Source organism: Streptomyces sp. CB02009, from assembly GCF_001905825.1.
Lineage (GTDB): Bacteria > Actinomycetota > Actinomycetes > Streptomycetales > Streptomycetaceae > Streptomyces.
This window is the reverse complement of sequence record NZ_LIVV01000005.1, coordinates 599,673-618,363: the sequence shown is the minus strand read 5'-3', so window position 1 is coordinate 618,363 and position 18,691 is coordinate 599,673. Positions and strand designations below refer to the sequence as shown.

Annotated in this window: 16 protein-coding genes and 1 pseudogene; 11 read left to right on the top strand and 6 right to left on the bottom strand. The window is 73.3% G+C overall.

All coding sequences use genetic code 11. The features are described 5' to 3' along the window. Positions 1–46 precede the first annotated feature (46 nt). Positions 47–1,429 (top strand): transcriptional regulator, encoded by a 1,383-nt coding sequence (locus AMK27_RS22405; protein WP_073911172.1) that lies wholly within the window; start codon positions 47–49, stop codon positions 1,427–1,429. Between the two features lie 142 nt (positions 1,430–1,571). Then, positions 1,572–3,056, top strand: a complete 1,485-nt coding sequence (locus AMK27_RS22400) for a hypothetical protein (RefSeq protein WP_073911168.1) — start codon at positions 1,572–1,574, stop codon at positions 3,054–3,056. 70 nt (positions 3,057–3,126) lie between these two features. Here the strand turns inward: AMK27_RS22400 and AMK27_RS22395 are convergent, their stop codons facing one another. Further along, entirely contained in the window at positions 3,127–4,473 is a 1,347-nt protein-coding gene (locus AMK27_RS22395; RefSeq protein WP_073911164.1) for an ABC transporter substrate-binding protein, read from the bottom strand. Between the two features lie 192 nt (positions 4,474–4,665). Between AMK27_RS22395 and AMK27_RS22390 the strand changes: the two genes are divergently transcribed. Both AMK27_RS22390 and purU read left to right on the top strand, forming a co-directional pair. Beyond that, positions 4,666–5,112 carry an SCO4402 family protein gene (locus AMK27_RS22390; protein WP_055601323.1) on the top strand — a complete coding sequence of 149 codons (447 nt, stop codon included), beginning with the start codon at positions 4,666–4,668 and terminating at the stop codon, positions 5,110–5,112. Positions 5,113–5,158: 46 nt separating this feature from the next. After that, positions 5,159–6,010 carry a formyltetrahydrofolate deformylase gene (gene purU, locus AMK27_RS22385; protein WP_073911161.1) on the top strand — a complete coding sequence of 284 codons (852 nt, stop codon included), beginning with the start codon at positions 5,159–5,161 and terminating at the stop codon, positions 6,008–6,010. Positions 6,011–6,125: 115 nt separating this feature from the next. Here purU and AMK27_RS22380 read toward each other — a convergent pair whose 3' ends face one another. Together AMK27_RS22380 and AMK27_RS22375 are read right to left on the bottom strand one after the other, a co-directional pair. After that, positions 6,126–7,385, bottom strand: a complete 1,260-nt coding sequence (locus AMK27_RS22380; protein ID WP_073911157.1) for a zf-HC2 domain-containing protein — start codon at positions 7,383–7,385, stop codon at positions 6,126–6,128. Beyond that, positions 7,382–7,963: a sigma-70 family RNA polymerase sigma factor gene (locus tag AMK27_RS22375; RefSeq protein WP_073911153.1), complete on the bottom strand. Its 582-nt coding sequence runs from the start codon at positions 7,961–7,963 to the stop codon at positions 7,382–7,384. The genes AMK27_RS22380 and AMK27_RS22375 overlap by 4 nt, the downstream gene beginning before the upstream one ends. 179 nt (positions 7,964–8,142) lie before the next feature. On the opposite strand from AMK27_RS22375, the gene AMK27_RS44575 reads away from it, so the two are divergent. After that, positions 8,143–8,655, top strand: coding sequence for an STAS domain-containing protein (locus AMK27_RS44575; RefSeq protein ID WP_376458981.1), 513 nt, complete (start codon positions 8,143–8,145; stop codon positions 8,653–8,655). Here AMK27_RS44575 and AMK27_RS22365 read toward each other — a convergent pair. After that, positions 8,633–10,141: a class I adenylate-forming enzyme family protein gene (locus tag AMK27_RS22365; RefSeq protein WP_073911150.1), complete on the bottom strand. Its 1,509-nt coding sequence runs from the start codon at positions 10,139–10,141 to the stop codon at positions 8,633–8,635. The two genes, AMK27_RS44575 and AMK27_RS22365, sit on opposite strands and share 23 nt — an antisense overlap. 133 nt (positions 10,142–10,274) lie before the next feature. Here AMK27_RS22365 and AMK27_RS22360 point away from each other — a divergent pair, with 133 nt between their 5' ends. The 4 genes from AMK27_RS22360 (at position 10,275) to AMK27_RS22340 (ending at position 14,410) form a co-directional block, all read left to right on the top strand. After that, positions 10,275–11,513: an amidohydrolase family protein gene (locus tag AMK27_RS22360; protein ID WP_073911147.1), complete on the top strand. Its 1,239-nt coding sequence runs from the start codon at positions 10,275–10,277 to the stop codon at positions 11,511–11,513. Further along, positions 11,513–12,664, top strand: a complete 1,152-nt coding sequence (locus AMK27_RS22355) for an acyl-CoA dehydrogenase family protein (protein WP_073911143.1) — start codon at positions 11,513–11,515, stop codon at positions 12,662–12,664. Before AMK27_RS22360 ends, AMK27_RS22355 begins: the two co-directional genes overlap by 1 nt. An 8-nt stretch (positions 12,665–12,672) precedes the next feature. Beyond that, the gene (locus AMK27_RS22350; protein WP_073911139.1) at positions 12,673–13,551 is read left to right on the top strand and encodes an acyl-CoA dehydrogenase family protein; all 879 of its coding nucleotides are present in this window, start codon (positions 12,673–12,675) and stop codon (positions 13,549–13,551) included. Positions 13,552–13,963: 412 nt separating this feature from the next. Beyond that, entirely contained in the window at positions 13,964–14,410 is a 447-nt protein-coding gene (locus tag AMK27_RS22340) for an ATP-binding protein (protein ID WP_073911132.1), read from the top strand. Between the two features lie 67 nt (positions 14,411–14,477). Here AMK27_RS22340 and AMK27_RS22335 read toward each other — a convergent pair whose 3' ends face one another. After that, positions 14,478–15,404: a cyclase family protein gene (locus AMK27_RS22335; protein ID WP_073911129.1), complete on the bottom strand. Its 927-nt coding sequence runs from the start codon at positions 15,402–15,404 to the stop codon at positions 14,478–14,480. A gap of 100 nt (positions 15,405–15,504) precedes the next feature. On the opposite strand from AMK27_RS22335, the pseudogene AMK27_RS22330 reads away from it, so the two are divergent. Further along, positions 15,505–16,416: pseudogene (locus AMK27_RS22330) on the top strand (SDR family oxidoreductase); the annotation flags it as partial. Positions 16,417–16,598: 182 nt separating this feature from the next. Continuing rightward, positions 16,599–17,648 (top strand): Zn-dependent alcohol dehydrogenase, encoded by a 1,050-nt coding sequence (locus AMK27_RS22325; protein WP_073911127.1) that lies wholly within the window; start codon positions 16,599–16,601, stop codon positions 17,646–17,648. Here the strand turns inward: AMK27_RS22325 and AMK27_RS22320 are convergent. Next, the gene (locus AMK27_RS22320) at positions 17,638–18,597 is read right to left on the bottom strand and encodes an NAD-dependent epimerase/dehydratase family protein (RefSeq protein WP_073911124.1); all 960 of its coding nucleotides are present in this window, start codon (positions 18,595–18,597) and stop codon (positions 17,638–17,640) included. The genes AMK27_RS22325 and AMK27_RS22320 overlap by 11 nt on opposite strands. Positions 18,598–18,691: the final 94 nt, after the last annotated feature.

Here is an 18,691-nt window from a genome sequence, read left to right as displayed (position 1 = left end):
AGTGATCTCACCTCCGATGATCACCGCACGGCCTCAGGGGGTACTCATGGCAGCCAGGCCACTCGTTCCGCGTCAGCTCAACGAACGGCTCCAGGCGCTCATCCAGGAGGCGGGCTGCTCCAACGCCGGCCTCGCCCGCAGGGTCAACATGGTCGGCGCGGAGCGCGGCCTCGACCTGCGGTACGACAAGACGTCGGTGGCGCGCTGGCTGCGCGGGCAGCAGCCGCGCGGGCGGGCACCGGGAATCATCGCCGAGGCCCTCGGCCGCAAGCTGGGCCGTACGGTCACGATCGACGAGGTCGGCATGGCCAACGGCCGGAACCTGGCGGCCGGGGTGGGCCTCCAGTTCGCGCCGACCGTGCCCGGCGCGATCGAGCAGGTCTGCGAGCTGTGGCGCAGCGACGTGGGCCGCCGCGACTTCCTCTCCGGCTCGGCGGTCGCGGCCTCCGCGCTGGTCGAGCCCAGCCGGGACTGGCTGATCACGGGCCCCGACACGCACGTGGCCCGGATGGCGGGGGCGCGCGTGGGGGTCGCGGACGTGGCGGCCGTACGGGAGATGACGGCGGCGCTCGTGGACCTCGACCGGCGGTTCGGCAGCGGGCACGTGCGCCCGGTGGTCGTCCACTACCTCAACAGCGTGGTGTCGGGGATGCTGTCCGGCTCGTACCGGGAGGCCGTCGGCCGGCAGTTGTTCGCGGCGGTCGCCCGACTGACCGAACTCGCCGGGTACATGGCGGTGGACACCGGCGAACCGGGCCTCGCGCAGCGGTACTACATCCAGGCGCTGCGGCTCGCGCAGGCCGCCGGCGACCGGGGCTACGGGGGCTACGTCCTCGCCGCCTCCATGAGCCATCTCGCCGCGCAGCTCGGAAACCCCCGGGAGATCGCCCAGTTGGCGCGGGCCGCGCAGGAGGGGGCGCGCGGGAAGGTGCCGCCGCGCGCGGAGTCGATGTTCCTCGCGGCCGAGGCCCGCGGGCACGCGCTGCTCGGCGACCTCAGCGCCTTCGAGACGGCGGCGGGGCGTGCCGTGCGGGCCCTGGAGCAGGCCGATCCCGAGTCGGGCGACGACCCGGTGTGGATCGCCCACTTCGACCACGCGTACCTGGCGGACGAACTGGCCCACTGCTACCGCGACCTGGGGCGGGCGGAGGCCGCGGCGCGGGCGGCGGAGGAGTCGATCGCCGGACACCCGGAGACGCGCGCGCGGCGCCGGGCGATCGGCCTCGCCCTGCTCGCCTCGGCGCAGGTCCAGCAGCGCGAGGTCGAGCAGGCCTGCCGCACGGGCACGCGCGCGCTCGAACTGCTGGGCACGCTGCGGTCGTCGAGGGGCGCGGAGTACCTGGAGGACCTGCGGGAGCGTCTGGAGCCGTACGCGGGAGAGGCGGTGGTACGGGAGTTCGGGGCGCGCATGGAGCTCCACGCCGCCTAGGGTCCGCCGGGCGCGCCGGTCCCGGCGGGGAGCGCCGCCGTTCGCGAAGGTTGTGTAACCGGGCTCACACGTGTGTGCGGAGCCCCGGGCGCACCCGGTAGCGTGAGCCGACGATTCCGTAGGTCCATCAGTAGGAGTCCCGGTGACGCAGAACGGACAGGGTCCGGAGCCGCAGTACCCGGCGGTGCCCCCGGCGCAGAACGCTTCAGGGGGAGCACAGCCGTACGGTGGCGCCTGGGGTCCCGCCGGCGCGGCGCAGGGCGGGCAGCCGCTGCCGCCCGCGCAGCCCCTGCCTCCGGAGGCGGCGCCGGGCGGTGCCGACATGCAGTCCACCCAGTACCTGCCGCCGGTCCCGCAGGGCGGGCCGCAGGCCGGCTACGGCTACCCGGGGCCGGGTGCCCCGGGCGGCGCCGACATGCAGGCGACCCAGCACATACCCCCGGTGCCTGGCGGGATGCCGCCGGTGTCCCCGGTCCAGGGCGGGATGCCGCAGGCGCCGGGGCAGCAGCAGGGCTACGGGTACCCGCACCAGGCGCACGGCGGGATGCCGCAGCCCGGTCAGCAGCCCGGGTACGGCTATCCGCCGCCGGCCGGGGACATGCAGGCCACCCAGCACATCGCCCCCGTGCCGCCGCAGCAGGGCGGGGGCGCGCAGACCCAGTTCCTGGGCACCGGGCCGCTCCAGGCGCAGGGCCCGGGGCCCGCGGGCGCCTCCGACGCGACCCAGTACATCGCCCCCGTACCGGCGCAGGAGCCCGGGGAGCGGCAGCCGCCCGCCGAGTTCGACAACCTCTTCCGTACGGAGGCGCCGCGGGCGCCGCAGCAGCCGCACGCGCAGGCGTACCAGCAGCCCGCCCCGGCCCCGTACCAGCAGCACCAGCCGCCGCAGCACCAGCAGCACCACCAGCCGCCGGCGCCCCCGCAGCAGTACGGGTACGAGGGTGCCTACTACGACGACGGTGCCGACCCCGAGCCCCCGCGCCGCAAGTCCCCGGTCGCGCTGATCGCCGCCGTCGTCGTCGGCTGCGCGGTCGTCGGCCTCGGGGCCGGCGCGCTGCTCAGCGGCGGTGACGAGGACAAGAGCCCCGAGAAGGGCCCCCAGACCGTGGCGCAGAGCTCCGCCGCGCCGTCGGGCGAGGCGACGACCGAGCCCGCCGAGAAGCCGGCCGACCCGGCGGAGCCGCAGGCGAAGGAGCTGAGCAAGCTCCTCGCGACCAGCAGCGACAGCCGTGACACGGTCATCAGCTCGGTCGAGTCCATCAAGCAGTGCAAGAACCTGGACAAGGCCGCGAGCGACCTGCGGGGCGCCGCCGAGCAGCGCCGGAGCCTGGTCACCAAGCTCCAGTCGTTGTCGGTCGACAAGATCCCGGACAACCCGGCCCTGACGGCCGCGCTCACCAAGGCCTGGGAGGCCTCGGCGGCGGCGGACGACCATTACGCGGCCTGGGGCGACCAGATGAAGGACAAGAAGGCCTGCAAGGGCGGCAAGGCCCGCTCCACCCCGCGGCTGGCCGCGGCGAACAACAAGAGCGGCGAGGCCACCGCCGCCAAGAAGCAGGCGGCCTCGCTGTGGAACCCGACGGCCTCGAAGTACGGCCTGGAGAAGCGGGCGTACACCCAGCTGTAGTCCCGGCCGCGACGAGAGCCGCGACGAGGACCGTGGCGCCCGCCGCGGCGAGCGCCACGGCGGGCGCGGCTCAGGGGGCGCTCAGGACGGTCTCGCCGACGTCGACGAAACCGGGCTGCTGCGCCACCAGCCGGCCCTCGCGGACCACCTGGAACGTCACCTCGTGGTTGACGATCCGGGGGAAGCCCGGCGCGCCGAGCAGGTCCTCGTACTTCCAGCGCAGGGTCGGAGTCAGGCCGCCGGTGTCGATCCGCGCGCCCCGGTCGAGGGCGTACGCGATCCGGGTGGCGGTGACCGTGTCGGTGTCGAGGGACTCGACGACCTCCTTGAGGACCGTGTAGGCGATCCAGGTGGTCTGGACGCCCGCGTCGGCGGGGTCGACCCGGTTGTCGGCGAAGGCGTGCTCCTGGATGACCTTCCGCATCGGCGCCCAGCTCTTGTCGGACGCCTCCGGGTACCAGCCGGTGACGAACGCGCCCTCGAAGGGGCTGTGGGCGCCGCCGGTGCGGTCGATCACGGGCTGGCCGACGCTGCCGAGGACGGACGAGATCCGCACGCCGTCCTCCTCCTTCTTGCCGGACGCGTCGCCCGAGCCGTCCCCGTTCCCGCCGTTCCCGTTCCCCTTCCCGTCCCCGCCGTCCCCGTTCCCGCCGTCCCCGTCCTGCTGCGGGAGGCGGCGGAAGGAGTCGAAGAACGTCTGGGTGCGCTCGCCGAGCACGGCGGTGACGCAGCCGTCCTCGTCGCCGGCCTTCTCGCGGGCCTCGGTGGCGGGCTCGGTGTACTCGGCGGCGTCCTCGACGGCGGGGATGTCGACGGCGCTGCGGTGGCTCGCCTTGCGCAGGCCCGAGTTGAGGAGCTCGGGGAACTTGTCGCCGGCGAGGGTGTCGGGCCGGACGAGCGAGACCCGGCGGCAGGACGCGGCGAGCTGCATGCCGTGACCCGCGATGAGCGAGGCCTGGCCGCCGTTGACGGGGTAGGAGAGCGGGCTGGTGAACTCGTCCTCCGAGATGCCGTAGCCGCCGATGTACGGGATGCCCGCGGCCTCCAGGGGGGCCATGAAGGCGCGTCCGTTCTGGCTGTACGAGCCGACGACGGCGACCGCCTTCTCCCGGACGGCGCGGCGGGCGCAGGCCGCGGCGCCGGTGGTGGTGTTGTGCTCGTTGCAGGTGAGGATGCGCAGCTCGTGGCCGTCGATGCCGCCCTGGGAGTTGACCCAGCGGGCGAAGGTCTGCGCCATGGCGGGCATTCCGGGCATATTGGTGGCGCGGGTCTGGTCGGGAGCCCACGTCATCACGGTGACGGGCTCCCTGGAACCCCCCGTGGTTCCAGGGAGCACGCCACAACCGGTGAGCAACGAGGCTCCGGCCGTCGCGGTCGTGACGTACGCGAGGAGTGAGGTCAGTCGCCGTCCGGTCATGGACACGCACATTTCCGCCCCATGGGTAACGCGGGAGTGAGCACGGTTCAACAGCGGGTGACGTCGAGGTGAATTACGGGGGCTACGAGGGGGCGGCTCCGGTGATCGGACAGGGGAACGTACGATCGAAACGTGTCCAGTCCAGTCTCCGGTTCGGTGAACTCTTCCCGTCGCGGCCGTCGCTCCTCCACCATGGGCGGCATGCCGCTCAACGACATGCCGTGGTGGCGCTGGCGCAGCAACGTGCGCTCGGCGCTGCACATGCTCTCCGACCCCGGGTTCCACGAGACCACCTGGCTGGCCGGCCTCGACGGGTACGGCGACGTCACCGACGCCGTCTACCGCCTGGTCGAGGACACCTGGCTCGACAACTGGTCCGCCGAGAAGTACGTCGGCTCGATCTTCCGCGACACCGGCGAGGCAGCCCTCGTCGACGTCGCCGTCCTGCGGGTGCTGCGCATCATGCACCAGGTGGGTCCCGACGCCCCCGTCTCCGCCTACCTCCAGCACCCCGGATGGCCCGAGGCCGTCCGGGCCGCCCGCGAGGCCCACGTACGCCTCGCCCAGGCGGACGGGGAGGACCCGGACACGCCACCGCGCTCCCTCGACGTGCTGCACATCATGACGGGGTCCGCCTGACGGACGGTGGGTCACCACGCGGCTCCGGATATGGCAGGCTGACGGGATGACCGACCAGTACGTCCTCACCCTCTCGTGCCCCGACAAGCAGGGCATCGTGCACGCCGTGTCGAGCTACCTCTTCATCACCGGCTGCAACATCGAGGACAGTCAGCAGTTCGGAGACCGCGACACCGGGCTGTTCTTCATGCGGGTCCACTTCTCGGCCGAGGCACCGGTGAACGTCGACAAGCTGCGCGCCAGCTTCGTCGCCGTCGGCGACTCCTTCGAGATGGACTGGCAGATCCACCGCGCCGACCAGCGCATGCGGGTCGTCCTCATGGTGTCCAAGTTCGGCCACTGCCTGAACGACCTGCTGTTCCGCTCGCGGATCGGCGCGCTGCCGGTGGAGATCGTGGCGGTCGTCTCCAACCACACCGACTTCGAGGAACTCGTCGGCTCGTACGCGCTGCCCTTCCGGCACATCCCCGTCACCAAGGACAACAAGGCGGAGGCCGAGGCCGAGCTCCTGGACCTGGTCCGCGAGGAGAACGTCGAACTGGTCGTCCTCGCCCGCTACATGCAGGTCCTCTCCGACGACCTCTGCAAGCAGCTCTCCGGGCGGATCATCAACATCCACCACTCGTTCCTCCCGAGCTTCAAGGGCGCCAAGCCCTACCACCAGGCGTACACGCGCGGTGTGAAGCTGATCGGCGCGACCGCCCACTACGTGACGGCCGACCTCGACGAGGGCCCGATCATCGAGCAGGAGGTCGAGCGCGTCGCCCACGACGTGACCCCGGACCAGCTGGTCGCGATCGGCCGCGACGTCGAGTGCCAGGCGCTGGCCCGCGCGGTGAAGTGGCACGCGGAACACCGCATCCTGCTGAACGGCCGCCGCACGGTGGTCTTCGCGTAATCCCGTAGCACGCGCCACGGCGCTCCGGGCGCCCCGGCGGAGCGCCTTACAGCCGGCTCAGCGACGCCCCGGCGGAGCGCCCTACAGCCGGCTCAGCGACGCCCCGGCCGAGCGCCTACAGCCGGCTCAGCGACGCCACCGCCGACAGCACGTCCCCGATCGCCTCGCGGTCGCCGTCCTGGCCCGCCGCCGCCTCGGCCGGGGAGATGTGCCCCGCCACCAGCTGGCAGAACTCCACCCCGTCCATCGCCACCTGCGCCACCACCCGCTCCGGCGAGCCGAGTGCCGCCGGGGAGTCCAGCGCGATGTACCAGTGGCCGCCGCCCGAGCCCTCCACCTCCAGGTGCAGCGAGCGGCCCGGCGTGCCCGCCTCGACCAGATGGCGGGCCGGGGACGCGAGGCCGGTGCGGCGGCGGTTCGCCAGGGCGCCCGGGAGCAGCCGCGCGGCCAGGTCGATCATGCTGTGCAGATGCGCCCCGCTCGGCGCCGCGTACGGGTACGCCACCGCGTTCGCGATGTCGTCCGCGTGCACCCAGCACTCGAAGGCCCGCTCGAGGAGGGAGTCCCGCAGCGGCAGCGCGAAGTCCTTGTACGTGACCGTCAGGTCCGCCACGCCGCGCCCCGCGAACGACACCGTCCGGATCAGCGTGTGGCTCTGGTCCCGCCAGGGGCCGCGGATCGACCGGTTCGGCGGCCGGTCGAGGCCCGACCAGAGCGCCTCCGTCCGCTCGGACGGCGACAGCTCCGGGGTTCCCGCGCCCAGCGGGTCCTCCAGGCCGAGCGCCGCCGACACGAGCCCGTCCACCGCGAGGAGGTGCCCCATGACCGCGGCGACCGTCGCCTTCCGGCGCACGATGCGGCCCTCCTCGTACCACTTCAGCCGGACCGGCGCGTGCCACTCCGACTCGCCGATGTCCCGGAGCAGGGCGTCGAGCCGCGCGGTCTCCGCGTCGTACGGCGTGACCCACTCCGGCACCGGGATGCGGGCCGGCCGCCGGCCCAGGCAGTTCTCGAGCACCCGGGACCGCAGCAGCGGGTCGAGGTCCAGATCGCGGTCCTCGTGCAGCAGCGCCACCGCGTCCCGGAGCCGCAGCGCCTCGTCCGCGCACGGCGCGCAGGCCGTCAGATGGTCCTCGACGGCCTGCGTCTCCCCGGGCGAGCACGCCGAAAGCGCCCAGGCCCCGAGAAGGGACTTGAGCACCCCGTGCGTCAGGACGGGTACGTCGGGCTCGGGCTCCGCCCCGGGCTTCTCCTCCTCCGGGGCTCCACCGGGGTCGGCCGTCAGGTCGGCGTGGTCGTCCGCCGCCCGGCGCGGCCCGGGTATCCACGGGGCGCGTGCGACGTCGTCCCCGTCGTCGCCGTTCGCCCGGGTCACCGCGCCCGCCCGTAACCGGGCGGTCCGCCGCCCTCGGCGAAGGGCCGGTTCGCCGAGGAGAGCAGCTGGAGTCCGAGGCGCAGGCGCCGCCGAGCCTCGTCCTCGGTGACGCCGAGGTCGGCGGCGGTCTGCCGGTAGTCCCGCCGCTGGAAGTACGCCAGTTCGAGCGCGGCCCGCAGCGGCGTCGGCATGGACGTCACGATGTAGTCGGCGCGGGCCGCGACCGACGCCCGCCGGACCTTCTGCTCCAGCTCCTCGGCCGAACCCCGGCCGGTCTCCGCGTACGCCGTCGTCTCGGCCTGCCGCAGCCGGTGGACGGCCTGCCGCTGCGTCAGCCTGGCGACCCAGGAGCGCAGGTTGCCCTGCTTGGGGTCGTACGCGTCCGGGTTCTCCCAGATGTAGCCGAAGACCTCGCGGGTGATCTGGTCGGCCGCGTCGTCGTCGTCGAGGACCCGGTGGGCGAGGCTGTGCACCAGGGCGGCGAACCGGTCGTACAGCTCGCCGAGCGCGGCCGCCTCGCCGCGCGCCAGCCGCTGCTGCATCCTGCGGTCCCAGCGCGGTGGTGTGTCCGTCGCCATGCGACCCTCGCCCCTCCCGGCTCCGGCGGCTCTCCGTCTCTACTCCAAAGTAGTGCGCCGTCCCGGGAACGCACGCATGTTTGCCGCAACTGCGCCCTTGACGCGATCCCGGATGGTAAGGAAAGCGTCATCCTCGCGCCCGGGGGTTTCGGGCCGCGCCCTCGGGGCAGGCGGCGAGCGTGACGACGATCGAGGTCGACGAGAACGAGTACGGCTGCTGGACGGTGCTCCGCGTGCGGGGCGAAATGGACCTGGTCACCTCGCCCCGGATACGCCGACGCGTGCACGACGCCGTGGCGGGCGGCCGCCACGACCTGGTGGTCGACCTGTCCGCGGTGCGGTTCTGCGACTCCAGCGGGGTGGGCGTGCTGATCGCGTCCCGCCGGCTGCTCCGCTCCTGCGGCGGCCGGCTGCGCCTGATCCTCCCCGAGGACCGCGACGGCCACGTCGGCCACGTCGGCCGGGTCCTCGCCGCGCTCGGCGTCCGGCGCCTCTTCGAGGTGTACGACGACGTGCCGGGGGCGCTCACGGGCGCGGCGGAGCGGGCCGAGGCGGAGGAGCGGGCCGAAGCGGAGGCGACGGCGGAGGCCGAGCGGGCGGAGCAGGCGGCGACGGAGCGGCCGGCGACGGCGGCGGAGCTCGCCGACGCGGCCCTCCCCGGGCAGCGGGTCAGCGACCGAATCGCTCCCTGAGCTTGTACTTCAGCACCTTCCGCAGCGTCTCGTTGCGAGGGAGCGCGTCCACCACCTCCAGCTGCTCCGGCAGCTTGTGCACCGACAGACCGGCCTCCCGGAGGAAGGCCGTCACCACCGGGAGCGTCAGCGGGGCCGCCCCCGGGGGCTGTTCGACGACGGCGCAGACGCGCTCGCCGCGTTCGGCGTCCGGGAGGCCTATGACGGCGGCGTCGCCGACGCCCGGGTGCCGGTGGAGGAGGTCCTCGATCTCCTTGGCCGAGATGTTCTCTCCCTTTCGGATGATGATGTCCTTGATGCGGCCGGTCAGGACCAGATGCCCGCTCGGGGTGAGGTGCCCGACGTCGCCGGTGATGAGGAAGCCGTCCTCGTCGAAGGCGGCGGCCGTCTGCGCCGGGTCCAGATAGCCGCGGCAGACGGCCTCCCCGCGGAGCCGCACCTCGCCGGAGCCGGTGATCCGGATCTCCATGCCGGCCGGCGGGCGGCCCTCCGTGGTGGCGAGGTTCTCGGCGGTGTCGTCGGGCGCGCCCATGGTGATCATGGGGACCTCGGTCATGCCGTACCCGTGGGTGAGCTGGCAGCCCAGCTCCTTCCGTACGGCGTGGTAGATCTCCGGCGGCTTCGGCGCCCCGCCGCCCGCGAGCAGCCGCAGGGTGGGGATGACCGGCTCGCCGGGCTGTTTGCGCTGCTCGGCGAGGAACATCGAGTAGAAGGCGGTGGAGCCGCCGGCGACCGTCACCCCGTGCCGCCGGTACTCGGCGAGGGCCTCGGGCAGCGCGAACTGTTCGAACATGACGGCCGGGAAGCCGTACAGCAGCAGCATCACCGTGTAGTCGGGCCCGGCGATGTGCGCGTACGGGAAGGCCATCGAGCCGACGTCGGACGAGGTGAGCCGGAGCGCGTGGGCGAGGCAGGAGCCGCCCGCGAGGAGCGACCGGTCGGTGTGCAGGACGCCCTTGGGGTCGGAGGTCGTGCCCGAGGTCCAGTAGATCCAGCGGACGTCGGTCCCCGAGGAGGGCGGCGGGGGGAGCGTCGCCGGGTCGCCGTCGGGCAGGGAGTCGGGGTCGTACGCCTCGAAGATCCCGTGCGCGCCGAGCCGCCGGGCCATCTCGGCATGGTCGAATCCACGCCATTTTCCGGGGACGGCGAAGAACTCGGCCTTGGACTCGCGCAGCGCGAAGCCGACCTCCCTGTCCCGGTAGAAGGGGATCACGGGCGTCTGTACGGCTCCGATGCGGGCGAGCGCGAAGGAGAGCACCGCGGTCTCGATGCGGGTGGGCAGCTGCCAGGCGACGACCGTGCCCGGGCGCACCCCCATGGCGTGGAGTCCCGCGGCGCAGCGCTCGGCGCGCTCGCGCAGCCCGCCGAAGGTGAGGACCCGGTCGCCCTGGAGGAGGACGGGCAGGTCGGGGGTGAGGGCGGCGCGGCGCTCGACGAGCTCCCAGAGCGTGCGGGCCGCGCCCAGGGCGTGTGCGGTCTGTTCCATGACCGGACTCCTCTTGGCTGACGTTCCGTCAGATCGTCCGGCGAGCGTAGAGGCCGGGCGCTTGTCGGTCCAGGGGTGCGGGGCTAGCCTGATTCCGTCAGATCTGACGGTCCATCAGAAACATGGAGGGGTCATGACGGAACTGCCCCGCATCATCAGCGTCGACGACCACGTGATCGAGCCCGCCCACCTCTTCGAGACCTGGCTCCCGAAGAAGTACCGCGACCGCGGGCCCCAGCCCCTCACGGCCGGCATCGGGGAGCTCGCCTACGTCGCCGGCAAGTACCAGATCACGATGGACCCGGACGGCCCGCCGACCGACTGGTGGATCTACGAGGACCTCAAGTTCCCGTACAAGCGCAACATCGCCGCCGTCGGCTTCGACCGCGACGACATGACCCTGGAGGGCATCACCCGCGCCGAGATGCGGCGCGGCTGCTGGGACCCCGCGGCACGCCTCGCCGACATGGACCTCAACCACGTCGAGGCCTCCCTCTGCTTCCCCACCTTCCCCCGCTTCTGCGGCCAGACCTTCGCCGAGGCCCACGACAAGGAGGTCGCCCTCGCCTGCGTGCGCGCCTACAACGACTGGATGGTCGAGGAGTGGTGCGGCGACAGCGGCGGCCGGCTCATCCCGCTCTGCATCATCCCGCTCTGGGACATCGACCTCGCCGTCGCCGAGATCCGGCGCAACGCCGCCCGCGGCGTCCGGGCCGTCACCTTCTCCGAGATCCCCACCCACCTCGGCCTGCCCTCCATCCACTCCGGCCACTGGGACCCCTTCTTCGCCGTCTGCCAGGAGACCGGCACGGTGGTCAACATGCACATCGGCTCCAGCAGCCAGATGCCCGCCGCCTCGCCCGACGCCCCGCCCGCCGTCCAGGCCTCGCTCAGCTTCAACAACGCGATGGCCTCGATGATGGACTTCCTCTTCAGCGGCGTCCTCGTGAAGTTCCCCCGCCTCAAGCTCGCCTACAGCGAGGGCCAGATGGGGTGGATCCCGTACGCCCTGGAGCGCGCCGACGACGTCTGGGAGGAGCACCGCGCCTGGGGCGGCGTCCGCGACCTCGTCCCCGAGCCGCCGTCCACGTACTACTACCGGCAGATCTTCTGCTGCTTCTTCCGCGACAAGCACGGCATCGCGTCCCTGGACGTGGTCGGGCGCGACAACGCCACCTTCGAGACCGACTACCCGCACGTCGACTCGACCTTCCCGCACACCAAGGAGGTCGCCCTCGACCACGTCCGGGGCCTCGACGACGAGACGGTCTACAAGCTCATGCGCGGCAACGCCATCCGCATGCTCGGCCTCGACCTCGACCGGGGCGTCCGCTTCGGACCGGTCGCCGGCTCCGGTCGGGACAGCGCCTGATGGACCTCTCCTGCACCGGCGAGGAGGAGGAGTTCCGCGCCCGGCTCCGGGAATGGCTCACCGCGACCCTGCCCGGACTCCCGCCGAGACCCGACCCGCTGGACTGGCCGGGCCGCCGGGCGTACGACTGCGGCTGGCAGCGGCGGCTGTACGACGCCGGGTACGCCGACGTGTACTGGGACGCCTCCCCGACCCAGCGGCTGATCTTCCTCGAGGAGACCGAACTCGCCGGGGCGCCCTACGTCGGCGCCAACTTCGTCGGCCTCCTCCACGCGGGCCCGACCATCGCCGCCGAGGGCACGGCCGAACAGCGCGCCCGCTGGCTGCCACCGGTCCTGCGCGGCGACGAGGTCTGGTGCCAGGGCTTCAGCGAGCCCGGCGCCGGCTCCGACCTCGCCTCGCTGCGGACCAGGGCGGTCCGGGACGGGGACGCGTACGTCGTCACCGGCCAGAAGATCTGGACCTCGCACGCGGAGGTCGCCGACTGGTGCGAACTCCTCGTCCGGACGGGACCCGAGCCGGGGCGGCCGGGCGCGCCCTCCAAGCATGGGGGCATCACCTGGCTCGCGATGCCCATGGACGCCCCCGGCGTCACCGTGCGGCCGCTGCGGACGCTCGCCGGCTCCACGGAGTTCGCCGAGGTCTTCCTCGACGAGGTGCGGGTGCCCGTCGGGAACCGGGTCGGCGAGGAGAACGACGGCTGGCGGGTCACCATGGTCACCCTCTCCTTCGAACGCGGCACCGCTTTCGTCGGCGAGGTCGTCGCCTGCCGCCGCCTCCTCGGCGAACTCGCCCGCACCGCCCGGAAGAACGGCACCTGGGACGACGCCGTCCTGCGCCGCCGCCTCGGCAGGCTCTCCGCCGAGTTCCGGGCCCTGTGGCGGATCGTCCAGGCCAACGTCAGCGAGGCCCAGGCCACCGGCGGGGTGCCCGGCGCGGGCGGCTCCGTCTTCAAACTCCACTACTCGCACGCCCGCCAGGAGCTGTACGAGGCCGCCGCCGCCGTCCTCGGCCCCGACGCGCTCGACCTCGGCCGCGACTGGACCCTCGACCGGCTGTCCTCGCTCTCGTACGCGATCGCGGCCGGCACCTCCCAGATCCAGCGCAACATCGTCGCCGAGCGCATCCTCGGCCTGCCGAAGGGCCGGTGACCCCCGCCATGGACTTCCGACTCACCGAGGACCAGAAGGCCCTGCGGCGCGGTGTACGGGACCTCCTCCGGGGCCGCTTCGACCGCGAGGCGCTGCGGGCGGCGGTCGACGCCGGCGGGACGCTGGACCGCGGCCTGTGGCGGGAGCTCGGCACGGCCGGGTTCTTCGCGCTGCGCCTCCCGGAGGAGGAGGGGGGCGTGGGCCTCGGCCTTCCGGAGGCGGTCCTCGTGTTCGAGGAGGCGGGGCGGGTGCTGCTGCCGGGGCCGCTGGTCGCCACGCACCTGGCGGCGGGCACGGTCCCGGGGGCGGCGGAGGGGGCCGTCGTGGTCACCGAGGCGGCCGAGGGACTCGTCCCCTGGCTGGACGAGGCGGATGTGGTGCTGGGGGACGCGGACGGAGCCGTACCGATCCGGTCGGTGGATCCGCTGACGCCGCTGCACCGGGTCCCCGTCCCCGCCCGAGACGGCGGCGGGGGAGCGGCGTCGCTCGAAGCCGTCCTGCTCACCGCCGCCGAGCAGGTGGGCAGTGCGGAGGCCACCACCGGGGCGGCCGTCTCCTACGCCCGTGAGCGCGAGCAGTTCGGGCAGGCCATCGGGGGATTCCAGGCCGTCAAGCACCTCTGCGCGGGGATGCTCGTCCGGAACGAGCTCGCCCGCGCCGCCGTCCGCGCGGCCTCCGTCACCGCCGACCCCGTCGAGATCGCCGGCGCCAAGCTCCTCGCCGACGAGGCCGCGACCGCCAACGCCCGCGACTGCCTCCAGGTCCACGGCGGCATGGGCTTCACCTGGGAGGCCGACGTCCATCTGCATCTCAAGCGCGCCTGGGTCCGTGCCGAGCTGCGGCTGCCCGCCGCCCGGGCCGAGGAGGCGGTGGCCGCCGCACTGTGACTCCCGGCATCGCTGTCCGCGCCCGCCGGGTCACGGAATGTTGATATCTGGTTGTTTCCTTCGGCGGGGCCGTCACGGCCCGGAGTCGGCCTCCGGCTCCGGTACGCTCCGTGGGATGCGAGTGCTCGTTGGCCCGGATCGTCCCGGTGTCGCCCCTGAGGTGACTCCGGAGCCGGGAATGCGCGCCGCTCGCGCCCCGAGGAGGCGCTCCGCGCGCTCCTGTTCGACTCCCCGCAGCGTGCGTCGCACAGTATGGACTACGCGTACTCCTTCGCGCTGGAATATGCCCGAAGCGCTTGTTGCGGTGACTGTACGTCAACCATGCTGTCTCGTAAGGGAATCACGTTCCGTAAGGGCGTCGATGGCTGTGAGGCGCGAGGCGATGTGTCCGCCGGTTCGGATGGTGTGAGCGGTGCAGGTGCTTCAGGTTCAGTTGGAGGTCGGGCCGGACCCGGCGGAGGTGGGGCGAGCCCGGAGGTGGGCCCGGTCGCGGCTCGTCGGCTCGGGCATAGGCGATGACGAGCCGCTGGCCGAGACGCTGGTGCTGCTCATCTCCGAGCTCGTGACCAACGCCGTGGTGCACACCGGTTGTCCGGCCGTGCTGCGGATGCTGTTCGCGGCGGGGGGCGGGGTGCGCGTCGAGGTCGCGGACGCGAGCGACCGCCCGCCGCGGCCCCGGCACGCCGAGGGCGACGACACCAATGGGCGCGGCCTGGAGCTGGTCGACGGCCTCGCGGACCGGTGGGGCTGGCAGCCCGAGGGCGCCGGCAAGAGCATCTGGTGCGAGGTGGATCCGGCTCCGGCCGCGCCTTCGCCCGTTCCGGGGGCCTCGGTGGCGCCCGGCCGGGTGCCCTGCTGACCGATCACGGCCGGGTGGCGGGCGGCTGTCGAGCCCTGTGCGCCGCCACCCGTCGACGTACCGCCGTTCAGAGGACGGCGACCGGTGCCACCGGTGTGCCCGTACCGCCCACGAAGGGCTCGGGCATCGCGGAGAGCAGGAAGGCGTAGCGCCGCTCTTGTGCACAGGCTGTGGACAGGGCTTCCAGATTCCAGTTCTGCCCCTGGAGCATGCCCATCTCGACCAGGTCGAGGGCGTGCACGGGCAGCCACAGGTCCTCGATCTCCGGGGGGAAGATCTCGAAGGTGAGGGTGTCGTTCGCGACGGCCGCGACGTCCCGGGCGTGGAACCACTCCGGTGTACGGATCGAGAGCCCGGGTGACGGGAAGGCGTATCCGTGCCGGTCGCCGGCCAGGTACGACTGGATCTGCCCCGTGCGGACGAGCACGATGTCGCCCGGCCGTACGGTCACCCCGCCGAAGTCGGCGGCCTCGTCCAGGTCCTCGGGCGTGACGGCGTGGTCGCCCGGCAGCCGCTCCAGGCCCTTGGCGGCGGCCACGTCGAGCAGGACCCCGCGGCTCACGAGGTGGCGGGCGGTGTGGATGCCGCTGAACTCGGAGCGGCCGTGCGGGGTGATGGTGGCGGCGGGGCGGCCGTTGTAGAGGTGGCCCGAGTGGGAGACATGGGTCAGGGCGTCCCAGTGGGTGCCGGCCTGGAGTCCGAGGGTCACGGCGTCGTCGCTGGTGGCGACCGTGCCGGGGCCGAAGAGCTCCTGGTTGATCTGGACCATGACATGGAGAGGGTTGACCCGGCCGGGGATCATGCCGGTCTGGACGCCGTCCTGCTTCAGGTCGACGGCGAGGGGCACGCGGTGGCCGGTGCGGACGGTGGCGACGGCCTCCCGTACGACCTCGTCGGTGACGAGGTTGAGGGTGCCGATCTCGTCGTCCTGTCCCCAGCGTCCCCAGTTGTTGACGCGCTTGGCGATCTCGTGGAATGCGGCGGGCAGAGACATCGGGGCCTCCGGGGTCTTGTTTTCCGGTATCTGACGGACCGTAGAATCCTGACGACGAATGAATCTAACGGACCGTCAGAAACTGCGGGAGGGGCCGGGCGTGGGGAACTTCTTGGCTGGCAAGGTCGTCGCCGTGACGGGCGCGGGACGGGGCATCGGCCGCGCCGTGGCCCTCGCGTGCGCGGCGGAGGGCGCGAAGGTCGTCGTCAACGACTACGGGGTGTCCATCGAGGGCGGTGAACCGACCTCGGAGATCGCGCTGTCGGTGGTGAAGGAGATCGAGGCGGCGGGCGGAACGGCGGTCGCGGTCGCCGACGACATCTCGACGATGGCGGGCGGCCAGCGGGTCGCCGACGTCGCCCTCGCCGAGTACGGCCGCCTGGACGGGGTCGTGTGCGTGGCGGGCATCCTGCGCGAGCGGATGCTCTTCAACATGTCCGAGGAGGAGTGGGACCCGGTCGTCGCGACGCACCTGAAGGGCACCTTCACGGTCTTCCGGGCGGCCTCGGCGATCATGCGGCGCCAGGGGACCGGCACGCTGATCGGCTTCACGAGCGGCAACCACCAGGGCTCGGTGGCGCAGGCCAACTACGCGTCCGCGAAGGGCGGGATCATCTCCCTCGTACGGTCGGCGGCGCTCGGCCTCCACAAGTACGGGGTGACGGCGAACGCGGTCGCGCCGGTGGCACGGACCCGGATGTCGGCGAACGTCCCGATGGAACTGAAGGAGATCGGGGAACCGGAGGACGTGGCCGCGCTCGTCGTCTACCTGCTCTCCGAACGGGCCCGCGAGGAGAGGATCACCGGCCAGGTCTACACGATCGCCGGCCCGAAGATCGCGGTCTGGGCGCAGCCCAGGGAGCTGCGGGCGGGATACGCGGAGGGCGGTGCCTGGACCCCGGAGCGGATCGCGGACTTCCTGCCCGGAACGGTGGGGGTGGACCCGATGCCGATGCTGGCGCGCCTGGAGGAGATGGCCCGCGCCGCGGCGGCGGGCGACCGGCCCAACGCGGGCGGCGCGGGTCCCGGCGCGGGTGCGGGCGCGGTCGGCCAGGCGGGTACGGGTTCCGGCGCGGGCGCGGGCGGCCAAGCGGGCGCGGGTTCCGGAGCGGGCGGCCAAGCGGGCTCGGCCACCGGCGCCCCTGCGGGCGCGGCCGGTGGCGGCACGGCCGGTGCCGGGACGGAGGACGGCTCATGAGGGGCGTGGTCTTCGACGGGAAGCAGGTCCAGGTCGTCGACGACCTGGAGGTGCGGGACCCCGGACCGGGCGAGGTGCTGGTGGGGATCGCGGCGGCCGGACTGTGCCACAGCGACCTGTCGGTCGTCGACGGGACCATCCCCTTCCCCCCTCCCGTGGTCCTCGGGCACGAGGGCGCCGGGGTCGTCGAGGCGGTCGGCCCCGGTGTCGCGCACGTCGTCCCGGGCGACCACGTGGCCCTGTCGACCCTCGCCAACTGCGGGGCCTGCGCGGACTGCGACCGCGGGCGGCCCACCATGTGCCGGAAGGCCATCGGGATGCCGGGGCAGCCCTTCTCCCGGGGCGGCCGGCCGCTCTACCAGTTCGCGTCGAACTCGTCGTTCGCCGAGCGGACCGTCGTGAAGGCGGTCCAGGCGGTGAAGATCCCGCAGGACATCCCGCTCGCCTCGGCGGCCCTGATGGGCTGCGGCGTCCTCACCGGCGTCGGGGCCGTCCTGAACCGGGCCCGGGTGGGGCGGGGCGAGACGGTCGTCGTCATCGGCACCGGCGGGATCGGGCTCAACGTCCTCCAGGGCGCGCGGATCGCGGGCGCGCTGACGATCGTGGCCGTGGACACGAACCCGGCGAAGGAGGAGGTGGCCCGGCGGTTCGGGGCGAGCCACTTCCTGACCTCCACCGACGGAGTGCGGGAGGTCCTCCCCACCGGCGCCGACCACGTCTTCGAGTGCGTCGGGCACACCGGGCTCGTCCGGACCGCGATCGACCTCCTCGACCGGCACGGGCAGGCGATCCTCCTCGGCATGACGGCGCCGAAGGCGGAGGCGGGCTTCCTGCCCGCCGCGATGTTCCTGGACAAGTCGATCCTGGGCTGCCGGTACGGCTCCTCCCGCCCGCAGCGCGACATCCCGCTCTACGCCGAGCTGTACCGCTCGGGCCGCCTCCTCCTCGACGAACTCGTCACCGCCACCTACCCGGTGGAGGAGTTCGCGAGGGCGGTCGAGGACGCGGAGGCGGGCAAGGTGGCCCGCGGGGTCCTCACTTTCTGAGGGCCCGGTACGCCGCCACGGTCCGCTCCACGGCCTCCTCGACCGGGGTGGCGACGGCGCCGAGCCGCTCCCCGACGAGCGCGGAGTCGACCACGAACGGCTCCGCGAACTCGTAGCGCATCTCGATCAGTTCGCGCACCGTCGGATGGAACGCGCCCAGTACGTACAGGGCCGCCGTCGGCATCCGGCGCAGGCGGGCGGAGCCGGGGCGGCCGGTGGCCCGGTGGGCCAGGTCGACGAGTGCGCGGGTGGTGCGGGTGTGCGGGTCGTTGGGGAGGTGCCAGACCCGGCCCGGGGCGTCCGGATGCCGGCCGAGGAGGGCGAGCGCCTCCCCGATGTCGGGGATGTAGGTGTAGGTGTGCGGCTGGTCCGGATCGCCCAGGACGGTGGCGGTGCGCCCGGCGAGCAGGGCGGGGACGACCAGGTCGCCGAGGTTCGACTGGGCGCCGCCGCGCGGCCCGAAGTAGTCGGAGGCGCGCCCGATCGCCACCTCCACGCGACCGGCGCGGTGGGCGGCGAGCAGGTCCCGGGCCATCCGGCCCCGGAGCCTGCCCTTGCGGGTGGTCGCGGCCTCGGGCGTCTCCTCGGTGAACGGGCGGCCCCCGGGCGGGCCGTAGCTGTACACGTTGTCCATCGAGACCATGCGGGCGCCACTCGCCTCCGCCGCGGCGAGCACCCCGGCCTGGAGGGCGGGGAACTCCTGCAGCCAGCGGTGGTACGGCGGGTTGAGCGCCTGGTAGACGACGGCCGCTCCGGCCGCCACGGCGGTGGTGAACGCGGGATCGGCCGCGTCGCCTGCCACCACCTCGACACCGTCGGGGACGTCCGCCCGCCCGGACCGGTTGACGATCCGTACGGACTCCCCCTGGCGGACCAGCGCCTCGGCGACGGCCGTGCCGACGGCCCCGGAGCCGAAGACCACGTGACGGGGGTGGGTGGTGTGCTTCATGGGTCGACCTCGCGTTGGAAGCCCGGTCCGGTGGTCCGGCCGGGGTGGTGGCGGTCAGGGGTCCGAGGAACAGGACGCCGGGGAGCGCGGAGAG